Source organism: Limnobacter sp. G6BE5S (genome assembly GCF_058448965.1).
On sequence record NZ_JBZFLM010000004.1, the window covers coordinates 28,551 to 53,831 of the forward strand.

Annotated in this window: 25 protein-coding genes and 1 tRNA gene; 25 read left to right on the plus strand and 1 reads right to left on the minus strand. The window is 51.9% G+C overall.

From position 1 onward, the window contains the following. Nucleotides 1-48: 48 nt before the first annotated feature. From rpsO to ACVL1J_RS08160, 22 genes are all read left to right on the plus strand, one after another. Nucleotides 49-312, plus strand: a complete 264-nt coding sequence (rpsO, locus tag ACVL1J_RS08055; RefSeq protein WP_008251166.1) for a 30S ribosomal protein S15 — start codon at nt 49-51, stop codon at nt 310-312. Between the two features lie 132 nt (nt 313-444). Then, a complete protein-coding gene (pnp, locus tag ACVL1J_RS08060; protein WP_491665271.1) occupies nt 445-2,589 on the plus strand; it encodes a polyribonucleotide nucleotidyltransferase in 2,145 nt (714 codons plus the stop codon). Beyond that, nucleotides 2,589-3,629, plus strand: a complete 1,041-nt coding sequence (locus ACVL1J_RS08065; protein WP_159571176.1) for an NAD(P)H-quinone oxidoreductase — start codon at nt 2,589-2,591, stop codon at nt 3,627-3,629. Before pnp ends, ACVL1J_RS08065 begins: the two co-directional genes overlap by 1 nt. Then, complete coding sequence (gene tpiA, locus ACVL1J_RS08070; RefSeq protein ID WP_159571174.1) at nt 3,626-4,411, plus strand: triose-phosphate isomerase; 786 nt, start codon at nt 3,626-3,628, stop codon at nt 4,409-4,411. Before ACVL1J_RS08065 ends, tpiA begins: the two co-directional genes overlap by 4 nt. 7 nt (nt 4,412-4,418) lie before the next feature. Next, nucleotides 4,419-4,781 carry a preprotein translocase subunit SecG gene (secG, locus tag ACVL1J_RS08075; RefSeq protein WP_159571171.1) on the plus strand — a complete coding sequence of 121 codons (363 nt, stop codon included), beginning with the start codon at nt 4,419-4,421 and terminating at the stop codon, nt 4,779-4,781. 36 nt (nt 4,782-4,817) lie between these two features. Beyond that, nucleotides 4,818-4,903 (plus strand) — tRNA-Leu (locus ACVL1J_RS08080). Between the two features lie 87 nt (nt 4,904-4,990). After that, a complete protein-coding gene (locus ACVL1J_RS08085; protein ID WP_159571168.1) occupies nt 4,991-5,350 on the plus strand; it encodes an NADH-quinone oxidoreductase subunit A in 360 nt (119 codons plus the stop codon). 65 nt (nt 5,351-5,415) lie between these two features. Further along, a complete protein-coding gene (locus ACVL1J_RS08090) occupies nt 5,416-5,892 on the plus strand; it encodes a NuoB/complex I 20 kDa subunit family protein (protein ID WP_008251188.1) in 477 nt (158 codons plus the stop codon). A gap of 12 nt (nt 5,893-5,904) precedes the next feature. Next, nucleotides 5,905-6,516: an NADH-quinone oxidoreductase subunit C gene (locus ACVL1J_RS08095; RefSeq protein ID WP_159571165.1), complete on the plus strand. Its 612-nt coding sequence runs from the start codon at nt 5,905-5,907 to the stop codon at nt 6,514-6,516. A gap of 2 nt (nt 6,517-6,518) precedes the next feature. Next, nucleotides 6,519-7,772 carry an NADH-quinone oxidoreductase subunit D gene (locus ACVL1J_RS08100; RefSeq protein ID WP_159571162.1) on the plus strand — a complete coding sequence of 418 codons (1,254 nt, stop codon included), beginning with the start codon at nt 6,519-6,521 and terminating at the stop codon, nt 7,770-7,772. A 15-nt stretch (nt 7,773-7,787) separates the two neighbouring features. Continuing rightward, nucleotides 7,788-8,267, plus strand: a complete 480-nt coding sequence (gene nuoE, locus ACVL1J_RS08105; protein ID WP_159571159.1) for an NADH-quinone oxidoreductase subunit NuoE — start codon at nt 7,788-7,790, stop codon at nt 8,265-8,267. Next, entirely contained in the window at nt 8,264-9,559 is a 1,296-nt protein-coding gene (gene nuoF, locus ACVL1J_RS08110; protein WP_159571156.1) for an NADH-quinone oxidoreductase subunit NuoF, read from the plus strand. Before nuoE ends, nuoF begins: the two co-directional genes overlap by 4 nt. A gap of 20 nt (nt 9,560-9,579) precedes the next feature. Then, the gene (nuoG, locus tag ACVL1J_RS08115) at nt 9,580-11,856 is read left to right on the plus strand and encodes an NADH-quinone oxidoreductase subunit NuoG (RefSeq protein ID WP_341236997.1); all 2,277 of its coding nucleotides are present in this window, start codon (nt 9,580-9,582) and stop codon (nt 11,854-11,856) included. A 14-nt stretch (nt 11,857-11,870) separates the two neighbouring features. After that, complete coding sequence (gene nuoH / locus ACVL1J_RS08120) at nt 11,871-12,920, plus strand: NADH-quinone oxidoreductase subunit NuoH (protein ID WP_394673727.1); 1,050 nt, start codon at nt 11,871-11,873, stop codon at nt 12,918-12,920. 13 nt (nt 12,921-12,933) lie between these two features. After that, nucleotides 12,934-13,425, plus strand: a complete 492-nt coding sequence (nuoI, locus tag ACVL1J_RS08125; RefSeq protein WP_341236995.1) for an NADH-quinone oxidoreductase subunit NuoI — start codon at nt 12,934-12,936, stop codon at nt 13,423-13,425. A 30-nt stretch (nt 13,426-13,455) separates the two neighbouring features. Continuing rightward, on the plus strand, nt 13,456-14,088 hold the full coding sequence (locus tag ACVL1J_RS08130; protein ID WP_159571145.1) for an NADH-quinone oxidoreductase subunit J: 633 nt from the start codon (nt 13,456-13,458) through the stop codon (nt 14,086-14,088). A gap of 16 nt (nt 14,089-14,104) precedes the next feature. Then, nucleotides 14,105-14,410 (plus strand): NADH-quinone oxidoreductase subunit NuoK, encoded by a 306-nt coding sequence (gene nuoK, locus ACVL1J_RS08135; protein ID WP_008251215.1) that lies wholly within the window; start codon nt 14,105-14,107, stop codon nt 14,408-14,410. Between the two features lie 6 nt (nt 14,411-14,416). Further along, nucleotides 14,417-16,399 (plus strand): NADH-quinone oxidoreductase subunit L, encoded by a 1,983-nt coding sequence (gene nuoL / locus ACVL1J_RS08140; RefSeq protein ID WP_341236994.1) that lies wholly within the window; start codon nt 14,417-14,419, stop codon nt 16,397-16,399. Between the two features lie 39 nt (nt 16,400-16,438). Beyond that, entirely contained in the window at nt 16,439-17,920 is a 1,482-nt protein-coding gene (locus ACVL1J_RS08145; protein ID WP_341236993.1) for an NADH-quinone oxidoreductase subunit M, read from the plus strand. 22 nt (nt 17,921-17,942) lie between these two features. Beyond that, entirely contained in the window at nt 17,943-19,412 is a 1,470-nt protein-coding gene (nuoN, locus tag ACVL1J_RS08150) for an NADH-quinone oxidoreductase subunit NuoN (protein WP_474562311.1), read from the plus strand. 32 nt (nt 19,413-19,444) lie between these two features. Next, the gene (locus tag ACVL1J_RS08155) at nt 19,445-19,747 is read left to right on the plus strand and encodes a DUF2818 family protein (protein WP_201301484.1); all 303 of its coding nucleotides are present in this window, start codon (nt 19,445-19,447) and stop codon (nt 19,745-19,747) included. Beyond that, nucleotides 19,678-20,253 (plus strand): hypothetical protein, encoded by a 576-nt coding sequence (locus tag ACVL1J_RS08160; protein WP_341236992.1) that lies wholly within the window; start codon nt 19,678-19,680, stop codon nt 20,251-20,253. The genes ACVL1J_RS08155 and ACVL1J_RS08160 overlap by 70 nt, the downstream gene beginning before the upstream one ends. Nucleotides 20,254-20,292: 39 nt before the next feature. On the opposite strand, the gene ACVL1J_RS08165 is transcribed toward ACVL1J_RS08160, so the two are convergent. Next, nucleotides 20,293-21,945: an electron transfer flavoprotein-ubiquinone oxidoreductase gene (locus tag ACVL1J_RS08165; RefSeq protein ID WP_341236991.1), complete on the minus strand. Its 1,653-nt coding sequence runs from the start codon at nt 21,943-21,945 to the stop codon at nt 20,293-20,295. A 209-nt stretch (nt 21,946-22,154) separates the two neighbouring features. Between ACVL1J_RS08165 and ACVL1J_RS08170 the strand changes: the two genes are divergently transcribed. From ACVL1J_RS08170 to pyrG, 3 genes are all read left to right on the plus strand, one after another. After that, a complete protein-coding gene (locus ACVL1J_RS08170) occupies nt 22,155-22,859 on the plus strand; it encodes a CoA transferase subunit A (protein ID WP_159571851.1) in 705 nt (234 codons plus the stop codon). A gap of 12 nt (nt 22,860-22,871) precedes the next feature. Then, entirely contained in the window at nt 22,872-23,516 is a 645-nt protein-coding gene (locus ACVL1J_RS08175) for a 3-oxoacid CoA-transferase subunit B (protein ID WP_341236990.1), read from the plus strand. A gap of 111 nt (nt 23,517-23,627) precedes the next feature. Continuing rightward, nucleotides 23,628-25,274, plus strand: a complete 1,647-nt coding sequence (gene pyrG / locus ACVL1J_RS08180; protein WP_159571107.1) for a CTP synthase — start codon at nt 23,628-23,630, stop codon at nt 25,272-25,274. Nucleotides 25,275-25,281 lie beyond the last annotated feature (7 nt).

Genomic DNA, 25,281 nt, shown 5'->3' on the forward strand with positions numbered 1-25,281 from the left:
CAGCGGTCTGAACAGTGGCTGCTAGTTCACGCAAGTGGAGTAATAAAGATGTCAGAAATCAATAAAGCGGCAATTCTCGCCGAATATCAACGCGCCAAGGGCGACACAGGTTCTCCCGAGGTTCAAGTAGCATTGTTGACAGCCCGAATCAACTCGTTGACCGATCACTTCAAGGCCAACGCCAAAGACCATCACTCACGCCGCGGTTTGCTGCGCATGGTGTCTCGTCGTCGTAAGCTGCTTGATTACCTCAAGCGCAAAAACGCAGATGCTTACCGCAACCTGATCAGCAGCTTGGGTCTACGCAAGTAATTGGTCGCTGCTACAAGCCGTTGATTTGACTCAAATGCCTGCAACCCCGGTTGTGGGCATTTGTGTTTTAAAACTGACGGGCTCTCGCATCCGGGTATTGGCCCGGCGAGATTACTAAAAGGAAAAGACAAAGTGTTTGAAATTCATAAAGAAACCTTCCAGTATGGTCAACACACAGTGACCCTGGAAACCGGTGAAATCGCCCGCCAGGCGGGTGGCTCTGTCATCGTAACCGTAGACGACACCGTCGTATTGGCCACTGTTGTAGCCGCCAAGTCTGCCAAACCCGGTCAAGACTTTTTCCCCTTGACCGTTGATTACGTTGAAAAATTCTATGCCGCTGGCCGTATTCCCGGCGGTTTCTTCAAGCGCGAAGGCAAGGGCACTGAACAAGAAACCCTGAACGCACGCTTGATTGATCGCCCATTGCGCCCCATGTTCCCTGAAGGCTTCTTCAATGAAGTGCAGGTTGTGCTCACGGTCATGTCGATTAACCCTGAGATCAATCCAGACATTCCGGCCATGCTGGGTGCGTCTGCTGCATTGTCCATCGCTGGCATTCCATTCAATGGCCCAGTGGGCGGTGCGCGTGTTGGTTACATCAACGATCAGTACGTATTGAACCCCACAGCCACACAGTTGAAAGACAGCAAGATGGACCTGATTGTTGCAGGTACCGAAGCTGCTGTGCTGATGGTTGAATCTGAAGCGCATGAGTTGTCTGAAGAAATCATGTTGGGCGGCATCATGTTCGGTCACGAACAAATGCAAACCGCAATCAATGCCATTCACGCGCTGACCGCCAAAGCCGGTAAGCCGGAATGGGACTGGAAAGCTGCACCTGTGAACGAGCCTTTGGTGGCTGCAGTGACAGAACTGGCTGGCGAAAAGCTGGCTGCCGCTTACAAAATGACTGAAAAGCAGGCCCGTAGCCAGCGCCTGAAAGAAATTTCAGCAGAAGTGGCTGCCGAACTGCCTTCCAAGCTGACTGAAGAGCAACGCGCTGATGTTTCCAATGCTGACGTTAGCGACATCATGTTTGGTCTTGAAGCGAAAATTGTTCGCGGTCAAATCCTGAATGGCGAGCCACGCATTGATGGTCGCGACACACGCACTGTTCGTCCAATTACTGTTCGCACTGGCGTGCTGCCACGCGCGCACGGTTCGGCCCTGTTCACACGCGGTGAAACACAGGCTTTGGTTGTGACCACCTTGGGTACCGGCCGCGATGAACAAATGATTGATGCAGTGGCCGGTGAATACCGTGACCGCTTCATGTTTCATTACAACATGCCCCCGTACGCCACCGGCGAATGTGGCCGCATGGGCGCGCCCAAGCGTCGTGAAATTGGTCATGGCCGCTTGGCACGTCGCGCAGTAGAAATGATGTTGCCCGCACCTGAAGACTTCCAGTACACCATGCGCGTGGTGTCTGAAATCACCGAATCCAATGGCTCAAGTTCCATGGCTTCCGTGTGTGGCGGCGCATTGTCCCTGATGGACGCAGGTGTTCCATTGAAGCAGTTGGTGGCTGGTATTGCCATGGGCTTGATCAAGGAAGACAACAAGTTCGCTGTTCTTACAGACATTTTGGGTGATGAAGATCACTTGGGCGACATGGACTTCAAGGTGGCTGGCTCTGAAAACGGTGTGACTGCGCTGCAGATGGACATCAAGATTCAAGGCATTACCAAAGAAATCATGCAAGTTGCATTGGCACAAGCTCGCGAAGGCCGCATGCATATCCTGGGCATCATGAAAGAGGCCACAGGTGGCAATGTGGGTGAGTTGTCTGCCTACGCGCCACGCATGATCACCATGAAGATCAATCCTGAGAAAATTCGTGACGTAATTGGCAAGGGTGGTGCAACCATTCGCGGCATTACCGAGCAAACAGGCGCAAGTATCGACATCAAGGAAGATGGTTCAATCACCATCGCCTCTGTTGATGGTGACGCAGGCGAGCGCGCCAAGAAGCTGATCGAAGACATCACGGCTGAAGTGGAAGTGGGTGCCGTGTACGAAGGCACCGTGCTGAAGCTACTCGATTTCGGCGCCATCGTCAGCGTATTGCCAGGCAAGGATGGTCTGTTGCACATCTCGCAAATTGCCAACGAACGTGTGAACACCGTTGGCGATTTCCTGAAAGAAGGCCAGGTTGTGAAGGTTAAAGTGCTTGAGGCCGATGAAAAAGGTCGCCTGCGCTTGTCCATGAAAGCCCTGTTGGCTCCCGAGGCTCCTGCTGAGCAGGCCGCCGAAGGTCCCAGCGAAGGTTAATGAGTACAGCAGCCCCGCAACTGCCTGTCAGTATGAGGGCAGTGGGAGTGAAGGCCCCCGGTGGTGTCGATCAGCTTGAGTTGATTGAATTACCGGTTCCTTCGCCCATGCCAGGTGAGGTGCTAATTCAGGTCAAGGCCGCCGGGGTGAATCGCCCCGATGTGTTGCAACGCCTGGGTTTGTACCCGCCACCCGCCGATGCCAATCCCAATTTGGGGCTGGAAGTGTCGGGTGTGGTTGTGGCTGTGGGGCAGGGCGTACCTGAAAGCCATTTGGGCGAACCCGTCATGGCTTTGTGCAATGGCGGTGGTTATGCGGAGTATGCATGCGTGCCCGCAAGGCAGTGCATGCAAATTCCCAAAGGTTTAAGTTTCACCGAGGCGGCCAGTTTGCCCGAGGTGTACATGACCGTTTGGCAAAACCTGTTTTTGAAAGGTGCTGCCAGGGCTGGTCAAACAGTATTGATTCATGGGGGCAGTAGTGGCATTGGCACCGCTGCCATCCAGTTGTGCAAGAAACATGGATTGCGCACTTTTGTAACTGTGGGCAGTCAGGAAAAAGCAGATTTTTGCACCGCTTTGGGGGCTGAAAGGGCCTACCTGTACAAAACCCAGGATTGGGAGCAGCAGGTGTTGCAGGATACACAGCAACAGGGTGTCGACTTGATTCTCGACATGGTGGCTGGCGATTATCTGAACAAAGATTTGAACTGCGCGAAACCGCAGGGCATGGTGATCGTGATTGCATTGCTGGGCGGACGTTTCGCCAATATTGACGCTGCAAAACTGATGACCAAACAAGTGGTTTTGACTGGAACTACCTTGCGGCCTCGTTCCGCTGAATTCAAGGCGGATTTGGCGCGGCAGGTCGAGCGGGAATTAATAGAGGGTTTTTCTGCGCAAGTGCTGAAATCGCTGGTGCAAGCCACTTTCACACTTGCTGATGTTGCCAAGGCTCACCAGTTGATGGAGTCAGGTAACGCCTTGGGAAAAATTGTGCTCAATATCGAGAATCAAGAAAAGGAATCAGAAAGAGCATGAGTGAAACATCCAAACACAATTCAAGAAAGAAATTGGTGGCTGGTAACTGGAAAATGAACGGTGACTTCGACTCGAATGAGGCGCTTGTTCTTGGGTTCCTGCCCGAAGTAGACGATCAGGTTGACGTGTCTGTATTTTGCCCGTTTCCTTATCTGGCCCAACTAGGAAAGTTGCTGGAAGATCAAGCAGTTATCTTCGGCGCGCAGGATGTGTCAGCAAAATCCAGTGGAGCCTACACCGGCGAGGTGTCAGTCGAAATGCTGAAGGAATTCGGGGTCAAGCAGGTGTTGGTGGGCCACTCAGAACGTCGCCAGTACCACGCAGAAACCAGCGCAACTGTTGCACAAAAAGCGGTCGCGGCCCTTCAAGGTGACATCACGCCGATTGTGTGTGTGGGTGAAACGCTGGCAGAGCGCGAAGCCGGGCAGGTAGAGGCTGTGATCGCCTCCCAATTGGATCCGGTTGTTGAGCATTGCTCGAAATTTGTTGAAAACGGCGCCTGGAATCTGGTGATTGCCTATGAGCCGGTTTGGGCCATTGGCACTGGCGTTACGGCCAGTCCGGAGCAAGCGCAAGAGGTGCACGCCATGATTCGTGCCCGACTGAATGCCATGTTGGGGCCAGAAGTAGCCCAGAGCACCCGAATTTTGTACGGCGGAAGTGTAAAGCCGGGCAATGCAAGCGAGATTTTTTCAAAAGTTGACATTGATGGTGGCCTAATTGGTGGTGCAGCTTTGTCTTCTGATGATTTCTCTGGAATAATACGCGCCGCGAGAGGTTAAATAATTTATGAGCATATTCAATTCATTCTTGGTGATCATGCAGATCATCTCTGCAATCGCCGTTATCGTTCTGGTTTTGTTGCAGCACGGCAAGGGCGCAGACATGGGCGCAGCCTTCGGCAGCGGCTCATCTGGCAGCCTGTTTGGTGCAACTGGATCGGCGAATTTCTTGAGCCGGGCCACAGGCTTTTGTGCTACAATCTTTCTGCTTTGCACACTGGGTTTGGCCTTTTATTCAAGGGCTGGCGTTGAAGCGGAATCCGGTGGTGTAATGGAGGCCATTCAGGCTTCTCCAGTAGAGGGAACGGCAACCCCTACGGAGACCAAACCGGCTGAACCAAAAACGCCCGTGCAGGATATTCCAAAGTAATTTATTGCAAAGCAATTTATTGCGCTGCAATGATATGCCGACGTGGTGGAATTGGTAGACACGCTATCTTGAGGGGGTAGTGGCCACAGGCTGTACGAGTTCGAGTCTCGTCGTCGGCACCAAGGTTTAAATCAAAGCCGGTCTTGTACATAACGACCGGCTTTTTTTCGGGCTAATCGAAGGCTATTAGGGTTTACACGGGAGTCACAGTGAATTTAGAGTCTTATTTTCCAGTGTTAATGTTCATCCTTGTGGGGATCAGTGTCGGCGGTGGTGCCATGCTAGTTGGTCGTATCCTTGCCCCCCACCGCCCAGACGGGCAAAAACTTTCCCCCTACGAATGTGGTTTCGAGGCGTTTGAAGACGCCCGCATGCAATTCGACGTGCGTTACTACCTTGTTGCCATTCTTTTTATTCTGTTCGATCTCGAAATCGCGTTTCTCTTCCCCTGGGCTGTGGCTTACAGGGAAATTGGTCCTGTTGGTTTCTGGGCCATGATGATTTTCCTGGGTGTTCTGGTGGTGGGTTTCATTTACGAATGGACCCGCGGTGCGCTGGATTGGGAATAAATTGGCCAATAAGCGGGCTATTTACGGGCAAATAATCGCCCCACTTTCGTGAAGGTAGTAAGCAAATGGGTATTGACGGTGTTTTAAACGAAGGTTTTATCACCACCACGGCTGATAAATTGATCAACTGGGGCCGTACTGGCTCGCTTTGGCCGATGACCTTTGGCTTGGCTTGTTGTGCGGTGGAAATGATGCATGCGGGTGCCAGTCGCTACGACCTGGATCGTTTTGGCATTATTTTTCGACCGAGTCCACGTCAATCCGACCTCATGATTGTGGCGGGCACGCTGTGTAACAAAATGGCGCCAGCCTTGCGCAAAGTGTACGACCAAATGGCTGAGCCACGTTGGGTGCTGTCCATGGGTTCGTGTGCCAATGGTGGTGGTTATTATCACTACTCTTATTCGGTTGTTCGCGGTTGCGATCGCATCGTGCCAGTTGATGTGTACGTGCCGGGCTGCCCTCCCACAGCGGAAGCGCTCATGTATGGTCTGCTGCAATTGCAGAACAAGATCAAAACCACTTCCACCATTGCGCGATAAGGGGTTCTATTTATGACACAGAACCAGACTTTAAGCCTTGAAAAGTTGAGCGCTGATCTGCTCGCTGCGCTCGGTGATCGCATCGTTGAATGCAAGCTTGCTTTCGGTGAAGTCAATTTGACGGTGAAGGCCGATTCTTATTTCGAGTCTTGCACCATTCTTCGCGATGACGAAACCCTGCAGTTTGAGCAATTAATTGACTTGTGTGGTCTTGATCGCAGTGAATATGGCAATGAATTGAACGAATCCCAGCGTTTCTGGGTGGTGTGTCAGTTGTTGTCTGTATCGAAAAACCTGCGCGTGCGCCTGAAGGTGTGTTGCCCCGATGACGATTTGCCCACCGTGGCCTCTGTGATCGACGTGTGGTCTTCGGCCAATTGGTACGAGCGCGAAGCCTTCGACTTGTATGGCATCGTATTCGAAGGTCACCCCGACTTGCGCCGCATTTTGACTGACTATGGTTTTGTGGGGCATCCGTTCCGCAAAGACTTTCCTTTGTCTGGCCATGTCGAAATGCGCTACGACCCTGAATTAGGTCGTGTGGTGTACCAACCCGTCACCATTGAGCCGCGTGAAATTACACCCCGCATCATTCGCGAACCTCAATACGGTGGAGCGAAATAATCATGGCTGAAATTAAAAATTACACTCTGAACTTTGGTCCTCAGCACCCGGCAGCACACGGTGTGTTGCGCCTGGTGCTCGAGCTGGATGGCGAAGTCGTCCAGCGCGCAGACCCGCACATTGGCCTGTTGCACCGTGGCACTGAAAAGCTGGCAGAGCACAAAACTTTTATTCAATCATTGCCTTACATGGACCGCCTTGATTACGTGTCCATGATGTGCAATGAGCATGCTTACTGCATGGCCATTGAAAAGCTGTTGAACATCGAAGTGCCTGTTCGCGCGCAATACATTCGCGTCATGTTCGATGAAATCACCCGTATCCTGAATCACCTGCTGTGGTTGGGTGCGCACGGCCTTGATGTGGGCGCCATGGCAGTATTTCTGTATGCCTTCCGTGAACGTGAAGACCTGATGGACTGCTACGAAGCGGTTTCCGGGGCACGTTTACACGCAGCCTATTACCGCCCGGGTGGCGTGTATCGCGATTTGCCTGATCGCATGCCCCAGTACAAGCCGTCCAAGGTGCGTTCTGCCAAGAAAGTGGATGAGTTGAACAAGAACCGACAAGGTTCCGTGCTCGATTTTATTGACGATTTCACCCAGCGGTTTCCGAAGTATGTGGACGAATACGAAACCCTGTTGACCGACAACCGCATCTGGAAACAGCGTTTGGTCGGCGTGGGTGTGGTTACGCCTGAACGTGCCTTGTCCATGGGCTTTACCGGCCCCATGCTGCGTGGCTCGGGTATCGCCTGGGACTTGCGCAAAAAGCAACCTTATGAAGTGTACGACCGCATGGATTTTGATATTCCAGTGGGCAAAAACGGCGATTGCTACGACCGTTACCTGGTGCGCGTTGAAGAAATGCGCCAGTCGAACAAAATCATCAAGCAGTGTGTTGCGTGGTTGCGTGCCAACCCTGGCCCAGTCATGAGCGACAACCACAAGGTAACGCCGCCCAAGCGCGTGGACATGAAAACCAATATGGAAGAATTGATCCACCACTTCAAGTTGTTCACAGAGGGCATGCATGTGCCTGAGGGTGAGTCATACGCAGCGGTTGAACATCCGAAGGGTGAGTTTGGTATTTACCTGGTCGCTGACGGTGCAAACAAGCCATATCGCTTGAAGATTCGTGCCCCTGGTTTTGCGCACCTGCAAGGTTTGGACGAAATGTCTCGCGGCCACATGTTGGCCGACGTGGTGACCATTATTGGTACCCAAGACATTGTGTTCGGTGAAATTGATCGCTAAGGATTGAATTGAATCATGAAGTTGAGCGAAAACACCTATCGTTTGATAGACAAAGAACTGACCAAGTATCCTGCTGACCAGAAGATTTCAGCGGTCATGGCGGGCTTGCGTATTGCGCAAGTGGAATTGGGTTGGTTGCCTACCGATGCCATTGAGGCTGTTGCCGAATACCTGGAAATCCAACCGATCGCAGCCTACGAAGTGGCCACGTTCTACAACATGTACGACACCAAGAAAGTTGGTAAGTCGAAAATTGTTGTGTGCACGAACCTTCCCTGTGCATTGTCGGGTGGTACGGATGCAGCTGAGTACTTGAAGAAGAAACTGGGTATTGATTACAACGAAACCACCAAAGACGGCTTGTTCACCCTGAAAGAAGGTGAGTGCATGGGCGCCTGCGGCGATTCCCCAGTCATGTTGGTGAACAACCACCGCATGTGCAGTTTCATGAGCACCGAGAAAATCGATGCGTTGGTAGAGGAGTTGAAGTCATGACTTGTTTGCACGGACGACACATTAACCCGGTAATTCTGGCTGGTCTTGATGGCAGTAACTGGGATCTGAAAGGTTACGAGGCGCGTGGCGGGTACAAGGCCCTGCGCAAAATTCTGACTGAAGGCATTTCTCAGGAAGACGTCATTGCTGAGGTCAAAAAATCGGCCTTGCGTGGTCGCGGAGGCGCAGGCTTCCCCACGGGTTTGAAGTGGAGCTTCATGCCTCGCCAGTTTCCGGGCCAAAAGTATTTGGCATGTAATTCGGATGAAGGCGAACCCGGTACATTCAAAGACCGCGACATTTTGCGCTACAACCCGCATTCCGTGATTGAAGGCATGGCCATTGCCGCCTACGCCATGGGCATTACCGTGGGTTACAACTACATCCACGGCGAGATCTGGGAAACATACGAACGCTTTGAAGAAGCGCTGGAGCAGGCTCGTGCGGCTGGTTACCTTGGTGACAACATCATGGGGTCAACCTTCAGCTTCCAACTGCATGCGCACCAGGGTTATGGCGCGTACATTTGCGGTGAAGAAACCGCATTGATCGAATCGATTGAAGGCAAGAAAGGCCAGCCCCGCTTCAAGCCGCCATTCCCGGCGTCTTATGGCATTTATGGCAAGCCCACCACGATCAATAACACTGAAACATTTGCGGCCGTGCCGTTCATTATTCAAAACGGTGGTGACTGGTTCCTGGAACTGGGCAAGCCCAACAACGGTGGTACGAAAATTTTCTCGATTTCCGGCGACGTTGAAAAACCCGGCAACTACGAGATTCCCTTGGGTACTCCATTTGCAACCCTGCTTGAAATGGCGGGTGGCATGAAGGGTGGCCGTAAAATCAAGGCCGTGATCCCCGGTGGTTCTTCCATGCCTGTACTGCCAGGCGATGTGATGATGGCCACCGACATGGACTACGACTCCATTGCAAAAGCTGGCTCCATGTTGGGTTCTGGCGCGGTAATCGTCATGGACGAAACACGCTGCATGGTGAAAAGTCTGTTGCGTTTGTCTTATTTTTATTACGAAGAAAGCTGTGGTCAATGCACACCGTGTCGTGAAGGCACTGGCTGGTTGTATCGAATCATCAACCGCATCGAACACGGAGAAGGTCGTCCCGAGGATCTGGACATGCTGAACTCAATTGCCGACAACATTCAGGGCCGCACCATTTGCGCGCTGGGTGATGCTGCAGCCATGCCGGTTCGCGCTTTCCTGAAACATTTCCATGAAGAATTTGAGCATCACATCACACACAAGTCGTGCATTGTGCCGGCTTACGTTTGATTCCCTGCGGGTAGATACAAATGGTTGAACTAGAGATTGATGGTGTAAAAGTTGAGGTGTCCGAGGGCAGCATGCTCATGGACGCCGCTGAGAAAGCAGGCAGCTATGTGCCTCACTTTTGCTATCACAAAAAATTGTCGATTGCGGCAAACTGCCGCATGTGCCTGGTCGATGTAGAAAAAGCGCCCAAGCCCTTGCCCGCGTGCGCCACGCCTGTGTCGCCCGGCATGATCGTTCGCACCAAGAGCGAAAAAGCCGTGAACGCACAGAAAAGCGTGATGGAGTTTTTGCTGATCAACCACCCACTGGATTGCCCAATTTGTGACCAGGGCGGTGAGTGCCAGCTGCAAGACATCGCGGTGGGCTATGGTGGTGTGTCATCCCGCTATCAGGAAGAAAAGCGTGTGGTGTTTTTCAAAGACATCGGCCCGCTGGTTTCCGCACAGGAAATGAGCCGCTGTATTCACTGTACGCGTTGCGTGCGCTTTGGCCAGGAAGTGGCCGGCGTCATGGAACTGGGCATGGCCAATCGCGGTGAGCACTCAGAGATTCTGAGTTTCGTAGGTAACTCGGTCGATTCCGAATTGTCGGGCAACATGATTGATTTGTGCCCTGTGGGCGCGCTCACATCGAAGCCTTTCCGCTACAACGCCCGCACATGGGAAATGGCACGCCGCAAGTCGATTTCCGCGCACGACAGCCTGGGCTCGAACGTGGTGGTACAGGTGAAGGCCGACAAAGTCATGCGCATTGTTCCTCAAGAAAACGACAATGTGAACGAGTGCTGGATTTCAGATCGGGACCGCTTTAGCTACGAAGGTTTGCAGGCAGCCGATCGCTTGAAAGAACCCATGATCAAGAAAAATGGTCAATGGGTGACAACCGATTGGCAAACCGCCTTGAACGTGGCGTTTGAAGGTTTGAAGAAAGCCCGTCGCGAGTCGACTGACCTGAACAACATTGCCATGCTGGTATCCCCGAACAGCACATTTGAGGAAATGGCTTTGGCCAAGGCCTTGATGAGCGGCATCGGTTCATCCAGCGTTGACGCAGGCCTGCGTCACAGTGCCAACTTGAATTTGTCCGGCGCCACACCTTGGTTGGGTGGCTCCATTCAACAATTGGCCGACGCGGAGTCCATCGTGATCGTGGGTACTGATCCGCGAAACGATCAACCCTTGTTGACTCAGCGTGTTCGACAGGCTGCAAAGCAGGGCGCCCGTGTGGTGCTCGTGAATGCGGGTGGATTGGACCCGTTGATGCCCAAAGCCGTGTGGCTGAAAACTGCTCCTTCCAAATGGGCTGAAACATTGAGCCACGATGCTGTGGCCAACGCACTGAGTGCGCCCGAAGGTGCCAAGTTTGTATTGATTGGCCAGCAGGTGTTGATGAGCCCGTTTGCCGGTCAGGTGTTGGCCAAAGCGGCCGAATTGGCGAAGTCCACTGGTTCGACATTGGGCTTCCTGGGCGATGGTGCCAACTGGGTTGGATCATTTGTGGCTGGTGTTCAGGCCAGCGCCAACGGTGGCAAAAACGCGCAAGCCATGTTGGAAGGCAAGGCCAAGGCGGCGATCGTTTTTGGCGCAGAGCCAGACCTGGACAGCGTCGAGGGCCAGAAAATTATGCGCGGCCTGATTGACGCCGAATTTGTCGTACAAGCCTGTGCGTTCGTGGGCAATGCAAAGCAGTACGCTGATGTGTTGTTGCCGATCGCGCCAAGCACCGAAACTTCCGGTACTTACATCAATATTGCAGGCACTGCACAAACCTTCAAGGCTGCGGTTCGTCCTTTGGGTGAAACACGCCCGGGCTGGAAAGTGTTGCGTGTATTGGGCAATTTGTTGGGTCTCGATGGTTTTGAGTTCAATAGCTCTGAAGAGGTATTGAAAGCATACTTGCCTGCTGATCTTTCCGCCGTGTTGAGCAATGCGATTCCGGAGCAAGCAGTGGCTGGCGTCGCACTGAACGGTAAACTTGAGTTGGCGGCATTTGCGCCAATTTATGACACCGACGCACTTGTTCGTCGCGCCGAATCACTGCGTGAGACAAAAGCAGCCAAACCTGCTCTTGCGCAAATCAGTGTGCAAACTGCAGAGACTCTAGGCGTTAAAAGCGGGGACAAAATCCAATTGACTGACTCCGAGGGCGGCACCTTGTGTGCAGCAGTTCTAGTGAATAAAACCATTGCTGAAAATACGGTGCTGGTGCCTGTGGGTCGAGCTGACACGCAAAGCCTGCGCAATGTGTTTGGTGGCGTTGCTGTTGAAGCAGTGGTGGCCAGCGAGGTGCAGGCATGAGCTCACCGGTTGAAATGATCACCACTTTCGGTTCGGGTTTGCTCGGTTCGGCTTGGGTACCTGTCTGGACATTGATCAAGATCTTGTGCATCACCTTGCCTTTGCTTGGCTTGGTTGCGTACCTGACTTACTGGGAACGCAAGATGATTGGTCGCATGCACATTCGCATGGGCCCAAGTTATGTGGGGCCCATGGGTTTGCTTCAGCCAATCGCTGACGCGGTCAAGATGATGTTCAAGGAAATCATCGTGCCAATGAACGCCAACAAAGGCCTGTTCATTATTGCGCCGATCATGACCATCATGCCTGCTCTGGCGGCATGGGCCGTAATTCCATTCGGCCCTGAAACTGTGTTGGCCAACGTAAATGCTGGCTTGTTGTACCTCATGGCGATTACTTCGCTTGAAGTGTATGGCGTGATCATTGCGGGCTGGGCATCGAACTCCAAGTACGCCTTCCTGGCTGCCATGCGTGCTTCTGCGCAAATGGTGTCTTATGAATTGGCGATTGGTTTCGTATTGGTTACCGTGTTGTTGGTGGCTGGTAGCTTGAATATGACCGACATCGTGATGACACAAACCACGGGTCAATTTGCCGATATGGGCCTGAATTTCCTGTCCTGGAATTGGTTGCCTTTGCTGCCCTTGCTGGTGATTTACATGATCTCAGCAGTTGCAGAGACCAACCGACACCCCTTTGACGTGGTGGAAGGCGAGTCAGAAATCGTGGCTGGCCACATGGTTGAATACTCTGGCATGACCTTTGCGGTATTTTTCCTGGCCGAGTACGCCAACATGATTTTGTTGTCTTGCCTGGCTGCAATCATGTTCTTCGGTGGTTGGGACGCGCCGGTTGCATTCCTTGAATTCATACCGGGCTGGATCTGGCTGGGCCTTAAAACCTTCCTGCTGGTTTCCATGTTTATCTGGTTCCGCGCATCGTTCCCGCGTTATCGCTATGACCAAATCATGCGTTTGGGCTGGAAAGTGTTTATTCCGCTGACCTTGGTGTGGTTGGTAGTGGTTGCTGCCTGGATGCAGACCCCCTGGAACATCTGGAATTAATTGAGAGCGAACCATGTTTCAAGTTGTTAAAGAGTTTTTGAACAGTTTGTTGTTGCGCGAAATGCTCAAGGGCATGGCGCTCACAATGAGCTACATGTTCACCCAGCCAATTACTGTGTTGTACCCCATGGAGAAAACGCCGATATCGCCGCGTTTTCGTGGTTTGCATGCGCTGCGCCGCTATGAAAATGGCGAAGAGCGTTGCATTGCCTGCAAGCTGTGTGAAGCAGTGTGCCCAGCCTTGGCAATTACAATTGAATCGGAACAGCGCGAAGACGGCACACGTCGGACGAGCCGTTACGACATTGATTTGACCAAGTGTATTTTCTGCGGTTTCTGTGAAGAATCGTGCCCAGTGGACTCAATCGTTGAGACCCACATTCACGAATATCACGGTGAGAAGCGCGGCGATCTGTATTTCACCAAGGAAATGCTGCTGGCTGTGGGCGACCGCTACGAGGCTGAAATTGCAGCAAACCGTGAAGCCGATGCGGCCTACCGTTAACTTGATACAAAACTTAGAAGACTAAATGCAATGGATGCAATAACCGGTTTCTTTTATGTGTTCGCCGCCATTCTGGTGTTTGCCGCGGTGCGCGTGATAACCGCCAGCAATGCTGTACATGCGGCTTTGTACCTGGTGCTCTCGTTTTTTTCGGCCTCTGCCTTGTGGATGCTGTTGGAAGCAGAGTTCCTGGCCATTTCACTGGTGCTTGTGTATGTGGGTGCAGTGATGGTGTTGTTCCTCTTCGTCGTCATGATGGTGGATGTGAACATGGACAAGGTACGCGCCGGTTTTTGGAAAAACTTGCCAGTGGCAGCAATCGTCGGTTCGCTGATTGCTTTCCAAATGTCGGTGGTGTTGTTGCGTGGCTTTTGGGACCCCAATCTTGAAACGCCAGAGCAGGCGGCCAACAATACGCAGGCACTGGGTAAATTGCTGTACACCGAGTATTTGTATCCGTTTGAAGTGGCTGCCTTGATTTTGCTTGTGGCGATGGTTGCGGCGATTGCCCTGACTTTGCGCAAGCGCAAGGACACGAAAGGCCAGGTGCCTTCAGACCAGGTTCGCGTGAAGTCCACAGACCGCGTCAAACTGGTGAGCATGCCTGCCGATCTGGACCGCAAACAAACCAAAAGCGACACCAACAGCGGTCGCCAAGCCTAACCGGGAATAGACAACAATGATTTCACTATCTCATTACCTCGTGCTGGGCGCGATTTTGTTCTCGATCAGCGTGATAGGTATTTTCTTGAACCGCAAGAACCTGATCGTGATTCTGATGGCCATTGAACTGATGCTTCTGGCTGTGAACATGAATTTCGTCGCGTTTTCTCACTTCTTGGGCGATTTGTCCGGGCAGTTGTTCGTTTTCTTCATTCTCACAGTGGCCGCTGCCGAGTCTGCAATTGGTTTGGCAATTCTGGTGGTCCTTTTCCGTAACATGAATTCAATCAACGTCGAAGACCTCGACCAGCTGAAGGGGTAAGCGCGAATGAATCCCTTGTATTTGATCGTTCCGTTCGCACCGCTGGTCGGTTCCATACTTGCCGGCTTCTTCGGCAAGCAAATCGGCCGCACAGGCGCACACACAGTCACCATCGCTGGCGTTGCCATTTCCCTGATCGCATCTATCCTGGTGTTTATGGATGTAATGGAAGGCAACACTTTCAACGGCACGCTCTATGAATGGGCTGTTGTGGGTACTTTGGTGTTTGAAGTTGGCTTTCTGATTGACACCTTGACCGCCACCATGATGTTGGTGGTGACCAGCGTTTCATTGATGGTGCACATTTACACCATTGGTTACATGGAAGAGGATGACGGCTATCAGCGATTCTTCTCTTACATTTCGCTGTTTACTTTCTCAATGTTGATGCTCGTGATGAGCAACAACTTCCTGCAACTGTTCTTCGGTTGGGAAGCGGTTGGCTTGGTCTCTTATCTGTTGATTGGTTTTTGGTACACCAAACCGACTGCCATTTACGCAAACCTGAAAGCATTTCTTGTAAACCGCGTGGGTGACTTTGGCTTTATTCTTGGCATCGGCCTGATCATGGCCTCGGCTGGTTCCATGAATTACGCGGAGGTGTTTGCGCAGGCTGACGGCCTGGCAGCCCAAACCATGCCTGGTACCGATTGGCCTTTGTTGGCAGTTGCCTGTATTTGTTTGTTCATTGGTGCGATGGGCAAATCAGCCCAGTTCCCGCTGCATGTCTGGCTGCCCGATTCCATGGAAGGCCCAACACCGATCTCTGCCTTGATTCACGCGGCCACCATGGTGACCGCCGGTATTTTCATGGTTAGTCGCATGTCGCCGCTGTTTGAACTCAGTGACATCGCCCTGAACTTCGTCTTGGTGATTGGATCAATCACTGCGCTGTTCATGGGTTTTCTGGGCATTATTCAAAACGATATCAAACGGGTGGTGGCCTATTCAACGCTGTCGCAGTTGGGTTACATGACGGTGGCTTTGGGTGTATCGGCTTACCCGGTTGCTATTTTCCACCTGATGACTCACGCTTTCTTCAAAGCCTTGTTGTTCCTTGGGGCAGGTTCTGTGATCATCGGCATGCACCATAACCAAGACATTCGCCACATGGGCGGTCTGTGGAAGTACATGCCCATTACCTGGCTAACTTCCTTGCTAGGCTCGCTGGCCTTGATTGGGACACCTTTCTTCTCAGGTTTCTACTCCAAAGACAGTATTATTGAAGCCGTGCACTTCAGTAATTTGCCAGCAGCAGGGTTTGCGTACTTTGCCGTGGTTGCCGGTGTGTTCATCACTGCGTTTTACAGTTTCCGCATGTATTTCCTGGTGTTCCATGGCAAAGAGCGTTTCCATGATGTTCAGCATCATGATGATCATGGCCATGATGACCACGCGCATCACGGACCCGTTCAACCGCACGAGTCACGCTGGGTAGTTACCTTGCCGTTGATTTTGCTGGCAATTCCATCAGTCATCATTGGTTACATTGCTGTTGAGCCCATGCTGCACGGTACATTCTTCGACGGCGTGCTCACCATTAATCCCGAACATGGCGCAATGGCTGGCTTGAGCAGTATTTTCCATGGCGCAGCTGCCATGGGTGTGCATTCCCTGCAAACAGCGCCATTCTGGTTGGCATTGGCGGGTGTGGTTTCCGCTGCGGTTTGTTACCTGTGGGTGCCTGCCATTCCGGCAGCGTTCATGAGGGTCTTGAAGCCCGTGCACACCTTGCTCGACAACAAGTACTACATGGACAAATTCAATGAGGTAGTGTTTGCCGGCGGCGCCCGTGGTTTGGGCGAGGCATTGTGGAAGTTTGGTGATCGCATGCTGATCGACGGTTTGTTGGTCAATGGCAGCGCCAAACTGGTGGGTTTGATCTCGGGTGTGGTTCGATTCGCGCAAAGTGGTTTCATTTATCACTATGCGTTCGCGATGATTCTTGGCGTATTGGCCATGATCATCACTTTCATCACACTCAAATAACAAAGGCGGAACTTCGGTTCTTACGATTGGAAAATATCAATGTCTAACAATATTCCTTATCTGAGTTTGGCGATCTGGCTGCCAATCGCCTTTGGTGTTTTGATCATGGCTCTGGGCAATGACAAAAACGCAGGTGCAGTCCGGGGAGCGTCCCTGATTGCTGCGCTGATCAGCTTTGTCGTTACTTTGCCTTTGTACTTTGGTTTTGACACCAGCACAGCCCAATTGCAGTTTGTTGAAAACCTGCCCTGGATTGAGGCCTTTGGTGCCTCCTATGGTTTGGGTGTGGATGGCCTGTCAGTCTGGTTTGTTATCTTGACCGCCTTGATCACCATTTTTGTGGTGGTTGCTGCCTGGGAAGTGATTACCGAAAAAGTGGCACAGTACATGGCCGCATTCCTGATCCTCTCGGGGTTGATGGTGGGTGTGTTCTCGGCCACCGACGGCTTGCTGTTCTATGTTTTCTTTGAGGCGACCTTGATCCCGATGTACATCATCGTGGGTGTGTGGGGTGGTCCCAACCGCATCTACGCTGCGTTCAAGTTTTTCCTGTATACGCTGTTGGGTTCTTTGCTTACGCTGGTCGCACTCATCTACCTGCAGTTTCAGTCGGGCACTTTTGAAATTGCAGCGTGGCACAAACTGCCGCTGGGCATGACTGAGCAAATATTGATTTTCCTGGCTTTCCTCATGGCGTTTGCTGTGAAGGTACCCATGTGGCCAGTTCACACCTGGTTGCCCGACGCGCACGTGGAAGCACCCACGGGTGGCTCGGTGGTTCTGGCTGCAATTATGTTGAAACTGGGCGCGTATGGCTTCTTGCGTTTCAGCATGCCGATTGCGCCTGATGCAAGCCATGAGTTGGCTGGTTTCATGATTACCTTGTCGCTGACTGCGGTGGTGTATATCGGTGTGGTGGCACTGGTTCAGAAGGACATGAAAAAGCTGGTGGCGTATTCATCGATTGCCCACATGGGTTTCGTCACTTTGGGCTTCTTCATGTTCCAGGATTTGGCGGTGCAGGGTGCGATCATTCAAATGATCTCCCATGGCTTTGTGTCGGGCGCCATGTTCCTGTGTATCGGCGTGCTTTATGATCGCGTGCACAGTCGCGAGATTTCCGCCTATGGCGGTGTGGTCAATACCATGCCGAAGTTTGCCGCCTTCTTCCTCTTGTTCGCCATGGCCAACGCGGGTCTGCCTGCAACCAGTGGTTTTGTGGGGGAATTCATGGTGATCCTGGGCGCAGTGAAGTACAACTTCTGGATCGGTTTGCTGGCTGCAACTACCCTGATTTTCGGTGCTGCTTATTCGCTGTGGATGTACAAGCGCGTGGTGTTTGGTGAAGTGGCCAATGACGACGTGAAAAAATTGACCGATGTGAACACCCGTGAATTCCTGATGCTGGGTGCACTGGCAATTTTGGTGATGGCCATGGGCCTGTACCCCAAACCCTTTACTGATGTGTTGCAGGTGTCTGTCGATGCCTTGTTGCAACATGTGGCTCAGTCCAAGCTTTAATTGAGGAATGTTCGTGGATCAGATGAATCTCTCACTCGCTATTCCTGAAATTGCTCTGGCGCTTTTCGCCTGTGCGTTTCTGATTGCTGACAGCGTGACCAAAGGCCGCATTTTGCCAATGCTGCACAACATTGTGGTGTTGTTCTGTATCGGCCTTGGCGTGTATTGCCTGGCGCAAGTACCCACCGCGGGCACCGAGCTGGCTTTCTCCAATATGTACATTGCCGACAGCATGGCCCTGATCTTAAAAGGCTTTTCTGCCTTGGCAATCGCATTTACCTTAATTGTGGGTGCGAACTATGCCAAAGACCGCGATATGTTTAAAGGTGAGTTGCACGCATTGGTGCTGTTTGCTTTGCTCGGTCAGATGATCATGATTTCTGCCAACAACCTGTTGTTGGTGTACTTGGGTGTCGAGTTGCTGTCTCTCAGCCTGTATGCCGCTGTGGCCATGCAACGCGACAATGTGCGCGCAACCGAAGCATCGATGAAGTATTTCGTTCTTGGTGCGTTGGCTTCAGGTTTCCTGTTGTATGGCATGTCGATGATTTACGGTGCAACAGGTTCGCTGAATCACTCTGACATTGCATTTGCTGCGACCGCGGCGGTGTCGGGTCAAAAATCAATTATTTTCGTATTCGGTATTGTGTTCCTGGTGGCTGGCCTTGCCTTCAAGTTGGGCGTGGTGCCGTTCCACATGTGGGTTCCCGACGTGTATCAGGGTTCGCCTTCAATTTCCACCTTGCTGATTAGCGGTGCACCCAAACTGGCTGCATTTGCCATGTTGATGCGCTTGCTCGTTGATGGTTTGTTTGTGATGGCTTTCGATTGGCAAAACATGCTGATGGTGTTGGCGATTGCTTCGCTGGCCATTGGTAACCTGACCGCCATTGCCCAAACCAGCCTGAAGCGCATGCTGGCTTATTCAACGATTGCACAAATGGGTTTCATGCTGTTGGGTTTCTTGTCGGGCGTAACAGGGCAAGATACCGGTAACGCGGCACAGGCTTATTCTTCGGCCATGTTCTACAGCATTACTTATGTGTTGACCACTCTGGGTACCTTCGGTGTGATCATGGTGATGTCACGAAAAGGCTTTGAAGTGGAACACATCAGCGACTTGAAGGGCTTGAACAAACGCGCACCTTGGTTGGCTTTGATCATGCTGTTGTTGATGTTCTCCTTGGCTGGTATTCCACCCATGGTGGGCTTTGCTGCCAAATTGTTGGTTCTGAAAGCCTTGTTGGCCACCGGCCAGGTGTGGTTGGCGGTTTATGCAGTCATGTTCAGTTTGGTGGGTGCTTTCTATTACATTCGTATTGTGAAAACCATGTATTTCGAAGCGCCTGCGGATGAAACTGAAATCGTGATGGGCAACGATGCACGTGCAGTATTGGGCCTGAACGGTTTGGCTGTGATCGCGCTGGGTTTGTTACCCGCGCCGTTGATGGCATATTGCATGACAGCCATTCAGCAAACGCTGGCTGGTTAACTGAATATTTTAGAACTTTCAAGGGGTAGGTTTTGACGCAGACGATTGGGCATTGGTTGTTGTTTGGCTTGGCCTTGCTGTTTGCGAACCTGCCTTTTGTGAGCAACCGCATCATGGGCGTTTTGCCTGTGACTAAAAAAGGCGGTTGGACCCGTGTACTCGAAGTAATCGCCGGTTACTTTATCGTGGGTCTGATCGGCTTTGCCATTGAAGCAAGCCTGAGTCAGGTTACTCCTCAACGGTGGGAATTTTATGCGTTAACAGCATGTCTCTTTCTGGTGTTCGCTTTTCCAGGCTTCGTTTACCGCTTTTTGTGGCGTGCGCCCAAAGGCTGATCTTTGCTGCGGCACGTTCTGTGTACTCCATCAACGGCATTCTTGCGTTCAAAGTAAATGTCCTTTCAGGAATCTATGCCATGAAACGCTTGCTGCTTGTTCTCGCCGCTTCCTGTGCGGTTCTGCTGGTTGCTTGTACCAATTCACCGGAAACAACTCGCAAACTGCAATTTCTCGCCAAAACCGATTGTGAACTGGTTTACAAGTCTGCCGGCGCCCAGGTGATCGAGAATTTCTGTGAAACAGAGTGGAAACCGGTCACGGTGTATATTGCCGATCAAAAATATTCAGTGGACTGGATTGACGAAAAAACCAGTCGAGCCCTGTTTGAAAAAGGGTGCGGCAAGGTTGCGGGGTGCTATTACGAATTGACGCTCGACGGGGTGACCGTAAATGGTCGATTCGCCTATGTAACTCATCTGCTTGAAGGCGAATACACCTTTGAGATCGATGCAAATGAAAACTCAAAGCGATTAGACGAAACCTCAAGCGATCTGAAAACCTGAAAAAAAACGCCGACTGAAAAGTCGGCGTTTTGAACTTGCTTACATGTTCGGGTAATTGGGTCCACCACCACCTTCCGGTGTCACCCACACAATATTTTGTGTGGGGTCTTTGATGTCACAGGTTTTGCAGTGTACGCAGTTTTGTGCGTTGATCTGCAACTGGTCTTTGCCATCTTCCTTTTTCACATATTCATACACACCTGCCGGGCAGTAGCGCTGCTCGGGGCCTGCGTAGGTGGTCAAGTTGGTTGCAACCGGTACCTCTGCATTTCTCAATGTCAGGTGTGCAGGCTGGTTCTCTTCGTGGTTGGTGTTGGAGATGAACACCGAACTCAAGCGATCAAACGTAATCTTCCCATCGGGTTTTGGATAGTTGATCGGCTGAAATTCAGAAGCAGGGCGCAGGCATTCATGGTCTGCGTGCTTGTGGTGCAAAGTCCAGGGCACCTTGCCATTGAACAGTTTTTGTTCAATACCCACCATCATGGTGCCGGTGTACAAACCTTTGCTCATCCATTGTTTAAAGTTGCGAGCGCGGTACAGTTCGTCGAACAGCCAGGAGTCGTGGAAAGCTTTTGGATAGGCTTCGAGCTCGTCGCCAGCACGATCTTGAGCCAAGGCATCAGCAATCGCTTCGGCACACAGCATGCCGCTCTTGATGGCCGCATGTGATCCCTTGATTCGGGACGCATTCAGAAAGCCTGCATCGCAACCCACCAAGGCACCACCCGGGAATACCAGTTTCGGCAGGCTCATCAGGCCGCCTGCAGCAATTGCGCGAGCGCCGTAGGAAAGGCGTTTGCCACCTTCAAAATACTTGCGAATTTCGGGGTGGGTTTTGTAGCGCTGGAATTCTTCAAAAGGCGACAAGTAGGGGTTTTCGTAGGCCAAGCCCACCACAAAGCCCACTGCAACCTGGTTGTTTTCCAGGTGATACAGGAATGAGCCGCCATAGGTGCTTGAATCGAGCGGCCAGCCACCAGAGTGAATGACCAAGCCTGGCTTGTGTTTGGCTGGATCAATTTCCCACAGTTCTTTTAGCCCGATGCCGTATACCTGTGGGTCGCGACCTTCGTTCAGGTTGAATTTTTCGATGACGCGTTTGCCCAAGTGGCCGCGTACGCCTTCGGCGAACACGGTGTACTTGGCATGCAGTTCCATGCCTGGCTGGTAAGCGTGGGTATGCTCACCATCCTTACCAATGCCCATGTCGCCGGTTTGTACGCCTTTCACGGCACCTTTTTCGTCGTACAGAATTTCTGCACCTGCAAAGCCCGGAAATACTTCAACACCCAAAGCTTCGGCTTGCTCACCCAGCCAGCGGACCACGTTGGCCAAGCTGATGACATAGTTGCCATGGTTCTGGAAACATTCGGGCAAAAGCGCATTGGGTACTTTTTTTGCGGACGTTTCAGTTAAAAACAAAAACTGGTCTTCAGTGACTTCTGTGTTCAGTGGCGCGCCGCGTTCTTTCCAGTCAGGGAAAAGTTCAGTGATTGCGCGGGGGTCCATCACGGCGCCTGACAAAATATGGGCGCCAACCTCAGAGCCTTTCTCCAGTACGCACACATTGATTTCCTGGCCTTTTTCTGCGGCCACTTGTTTCAGGCGAATGGCAGTTGAAAGGCCGGCAGGGCCTCCACCAACTACCAATACATCGTATTCCATCATGTCTCTTTCGACAGCCGACATTGGGTGCGTCTCCTTAAAATTTGTCGCGATTGCTACAGCGAGGTGCAGCTTTGATTTTAAGCCGAAAGCTTATTGCATATCGGGAAAAAATAGTTGACTTTGATCTCTAGTCTGAGAAACTTGCTTTTGTGCAATGCAGCAAGAAGATTGCGTGCGCCAAGAAGTTAAACTAATGGCACAAATTCAAAGCATGAGGAATAGAAATGGGGATGAATAAAGTATCGGCCAGTGCCACAGAGGCTTTGGCGGACAAGATCAAGGACGGAATGACGCTTGCCGTGGGTGGTTTTGGCCTGTGCGGCATTCCAGAGGCTTTAATTGAGGCAGTTCGTGCATCGGGTGCAAAAGATTTGACTGTGATCTCGAACAATGCGGGTGTGGATGGCTTTGGCTTGGGCCGATTGCTGGAAACCAGGCAGGTACGCAAGATGATTTCGTCGTATGTGGGTGAGAACAAAGAGTTCGAGCGCCAGTATCTCAGCGGTGAACTGGAACTGGAATTCACGCCACAAGGTACCTTGGCCGAAAAACTGCGCGCAGGTGGTGCCGGTATTCCCGCTTTTTTCACGAAAACCGGTTTTGGAACCGTGATTGCCGATGGCAAGGAGACACGGGTGATCGACGGCGAAAACTATGTGCTGGAGCACAGCCTGAAAGCCGATATTTCGCTGGTGAAGGCCTGGAAGGCGGATACCTCTGGCAATCTGATTTATCGCCTCACTGCGCGCAATTTCAATCCAGAGTGTGCGGCAGCCTCGAAATTTACGGTGGTGGAAGTGGAAGAAATTGTGGAAGTGGGTGCGCTTGATCCCAACTTTATTCACACCCCAGGTATTTATGTGCAGCGTGTTGTATTGAACGCCAATCCTGAAAAGCGGATTGAGAAACGTACACTGGCGACCCCGGCACAATAAGGAGAACAAAAAATGGCGTGGAATCACGATGAAATGGCAGCACGCGCTGCGCGCGAATTGCAAGACGGTTTTTATGTGAATCTGGGCATCGGTTTGCCCACTTTGGTCAGTAACCACATTCCTGATGGCATGGATGTGATGTTGCAAAGTGAAAATGGTTTGTTGGGCATTGGGCCATTTCCTACCGAGGAGCAGGTGGATGCCGATTTGATCAATGCAGGCAAGCAAACCGTGACCACTCTGAATGGGTCAGCTTTCTTCTCAAGTTCAGAGTCGTTTGCGATGATTCGCGGCGGGCATATCAATCTGGCTATTTTGGGGGCCATGCAGATCAGTCAGAATGGCGATTTGGCCAATTGGATGATCCCCGGCAAACTGGTGAAAGGCATGGGCGGTGCCATGGACTTGGTGGCGGGTGTGTCGCGTGTAATCGTATTGATGGAGCATGTGGCTCGCAAGAAAGATGGCACGACTGATTTGAAGATTTTGCCTGAATGCACCTTGCCATTGACAGGTAAAGGCGTGGTCAACCGCATTATTACGGACTTGGCGGTGATGGACGTCACCGCGCATGGACTCGAAGTGCTGGAAATAGCGCCAGGCGTATCTAGAGAAGAACTCCAAGAAAAAACAGGGTGTGAACTGAAGTTTAGTTAAGATCACTGGCATGGACCAAGCGCGCTCAGGTTATAATTCTGCTTTCAAACAGCGCACAATTCGCTCAATTGTGCGCCCTACTGAGCGCCGAACAGAGCGCCGCCTGGCACTATGACCAAATATGTATTCGTTACTGGCGGGGTTGTCTCGTCCCTTGGCAAAGGTATTGCCGCAGCATCTTTGGCCGCGATTCTCGAAAGTCGTGGCCTGAAAGTCACCATGCTCAAACTGGATCCGTACATCAACGTGGATCCGGGTACCATGAGCCCATTCCAGCACGGTGAAGTGTTCGTGACCGAAGACGGCGCGGAAACTGACCTTGATTTGGGCCATTACGAGCGTTTCATCTCGACCAAGATGAAAAAGTCCAACAACTTCACAACAGGCCAGATTTACGAATCTGTGCTGCGCAAAGAGCGCCGTGGTGAGTACCTGGGCAAAACGGTTCAGGTGATTCCCCACATTACCAATGAAATTCAAGCTTTCATTGAAAAAGGCGCGCGCGCGGCCTGGGGTGGTGAAACCGATGTGGCCATTGTAGAAATTGGTGGCACCGTGGGTGACATTGAGTCTTTGCCGTTCCTTGAAGCTGTGCGTCAAATGAGCTTGCGCTTGGGGCGCAACAGTGCGTGTTTTGTGCACCTTACATTGGTGCCATTCATTGCCTCTGCAGGCGAATTGAAAACCAAGCCCACGCAGCACAGTGTTCAGAAACTGCGTGAAATCGGTATATTCCCAGACGCACTATTGTGCCGCGCGGATCGCCGTATTCCCGATGATGAACGTGCCAAGATTTCCATGTTCTCGAACGTGCAACTGGAAGCGGTTATTTCTGTTTGGGATGCCGACACAATTTACAAAATCCCGGCCATGCTGGAAGCTCAGAAACTCGATGACATTGTGCTCGAGAAACTGAACATTGAGGTGCCTCGCGCCGATTTGTCCAAATGGGCTGAAATTGTGTACGCGCAGGAAAACCCTGAGCAAAACATCACCATTGGTATGGTGGGCAAGTACGTCGATTTGACTGAGTCGTACAAATCCCTGATTGAAGCCCTCAATCACGCTGGCTTGCACACGCGAACCAAGGTGAACATCAACTACATTGACTCAGAAGAAATTGAGACCAACGGTACCGAAAGTTTGAAAAAACTGGACGCGATCCTTGTGCCTGGCGGTTTTGGCAAGCGTGGCACAGAAGGCAAAATCAAGGCCATTCAATACGCCCGTGAAAACAAGGTTCCTTACTTGGGTATTTGTTTGGGTATGCAATTGGCAGTTATTGAATTTGCGCGTCATTGCGCAGGTTTGCCCAAAGCCAATTCAACTGAGTTTGACAGCCTGGCAGAAACTCCGGTTGTGGCCCTGATCACCGAGTGGAAAGACAGCACTGGCAAGGTTGAGTTGCGCAGTGATCAAAGCGATTTGGGCGGCACCATGCGCCTGGGCTCGCAGCGTTGCCCGATCAAGCCGGGTACTTTGGCTGAATCGATTTACGGCCCCGAAGTGAACGAGCGCCACCGCCACCGCTATGAAGTGAACAACAATTTTGTGCCGCAGCTTGAGGAAGCTGGCCTGCGCATATCGGCCCGTACGCCCACCGAGAACTTGCCCGAGATCATGGAATTACCTGATCACCCCTGGTTCTTTGGTGTGCAGTTTCACCCCGAGTTCACCAGCACCCCACGGGACAGCCACCCCTTGTTTTTGGCGTACGTGAAGGCCGGTTTGGCCCACAAATTAGCCAAAGCGTTATAAGCTGGAC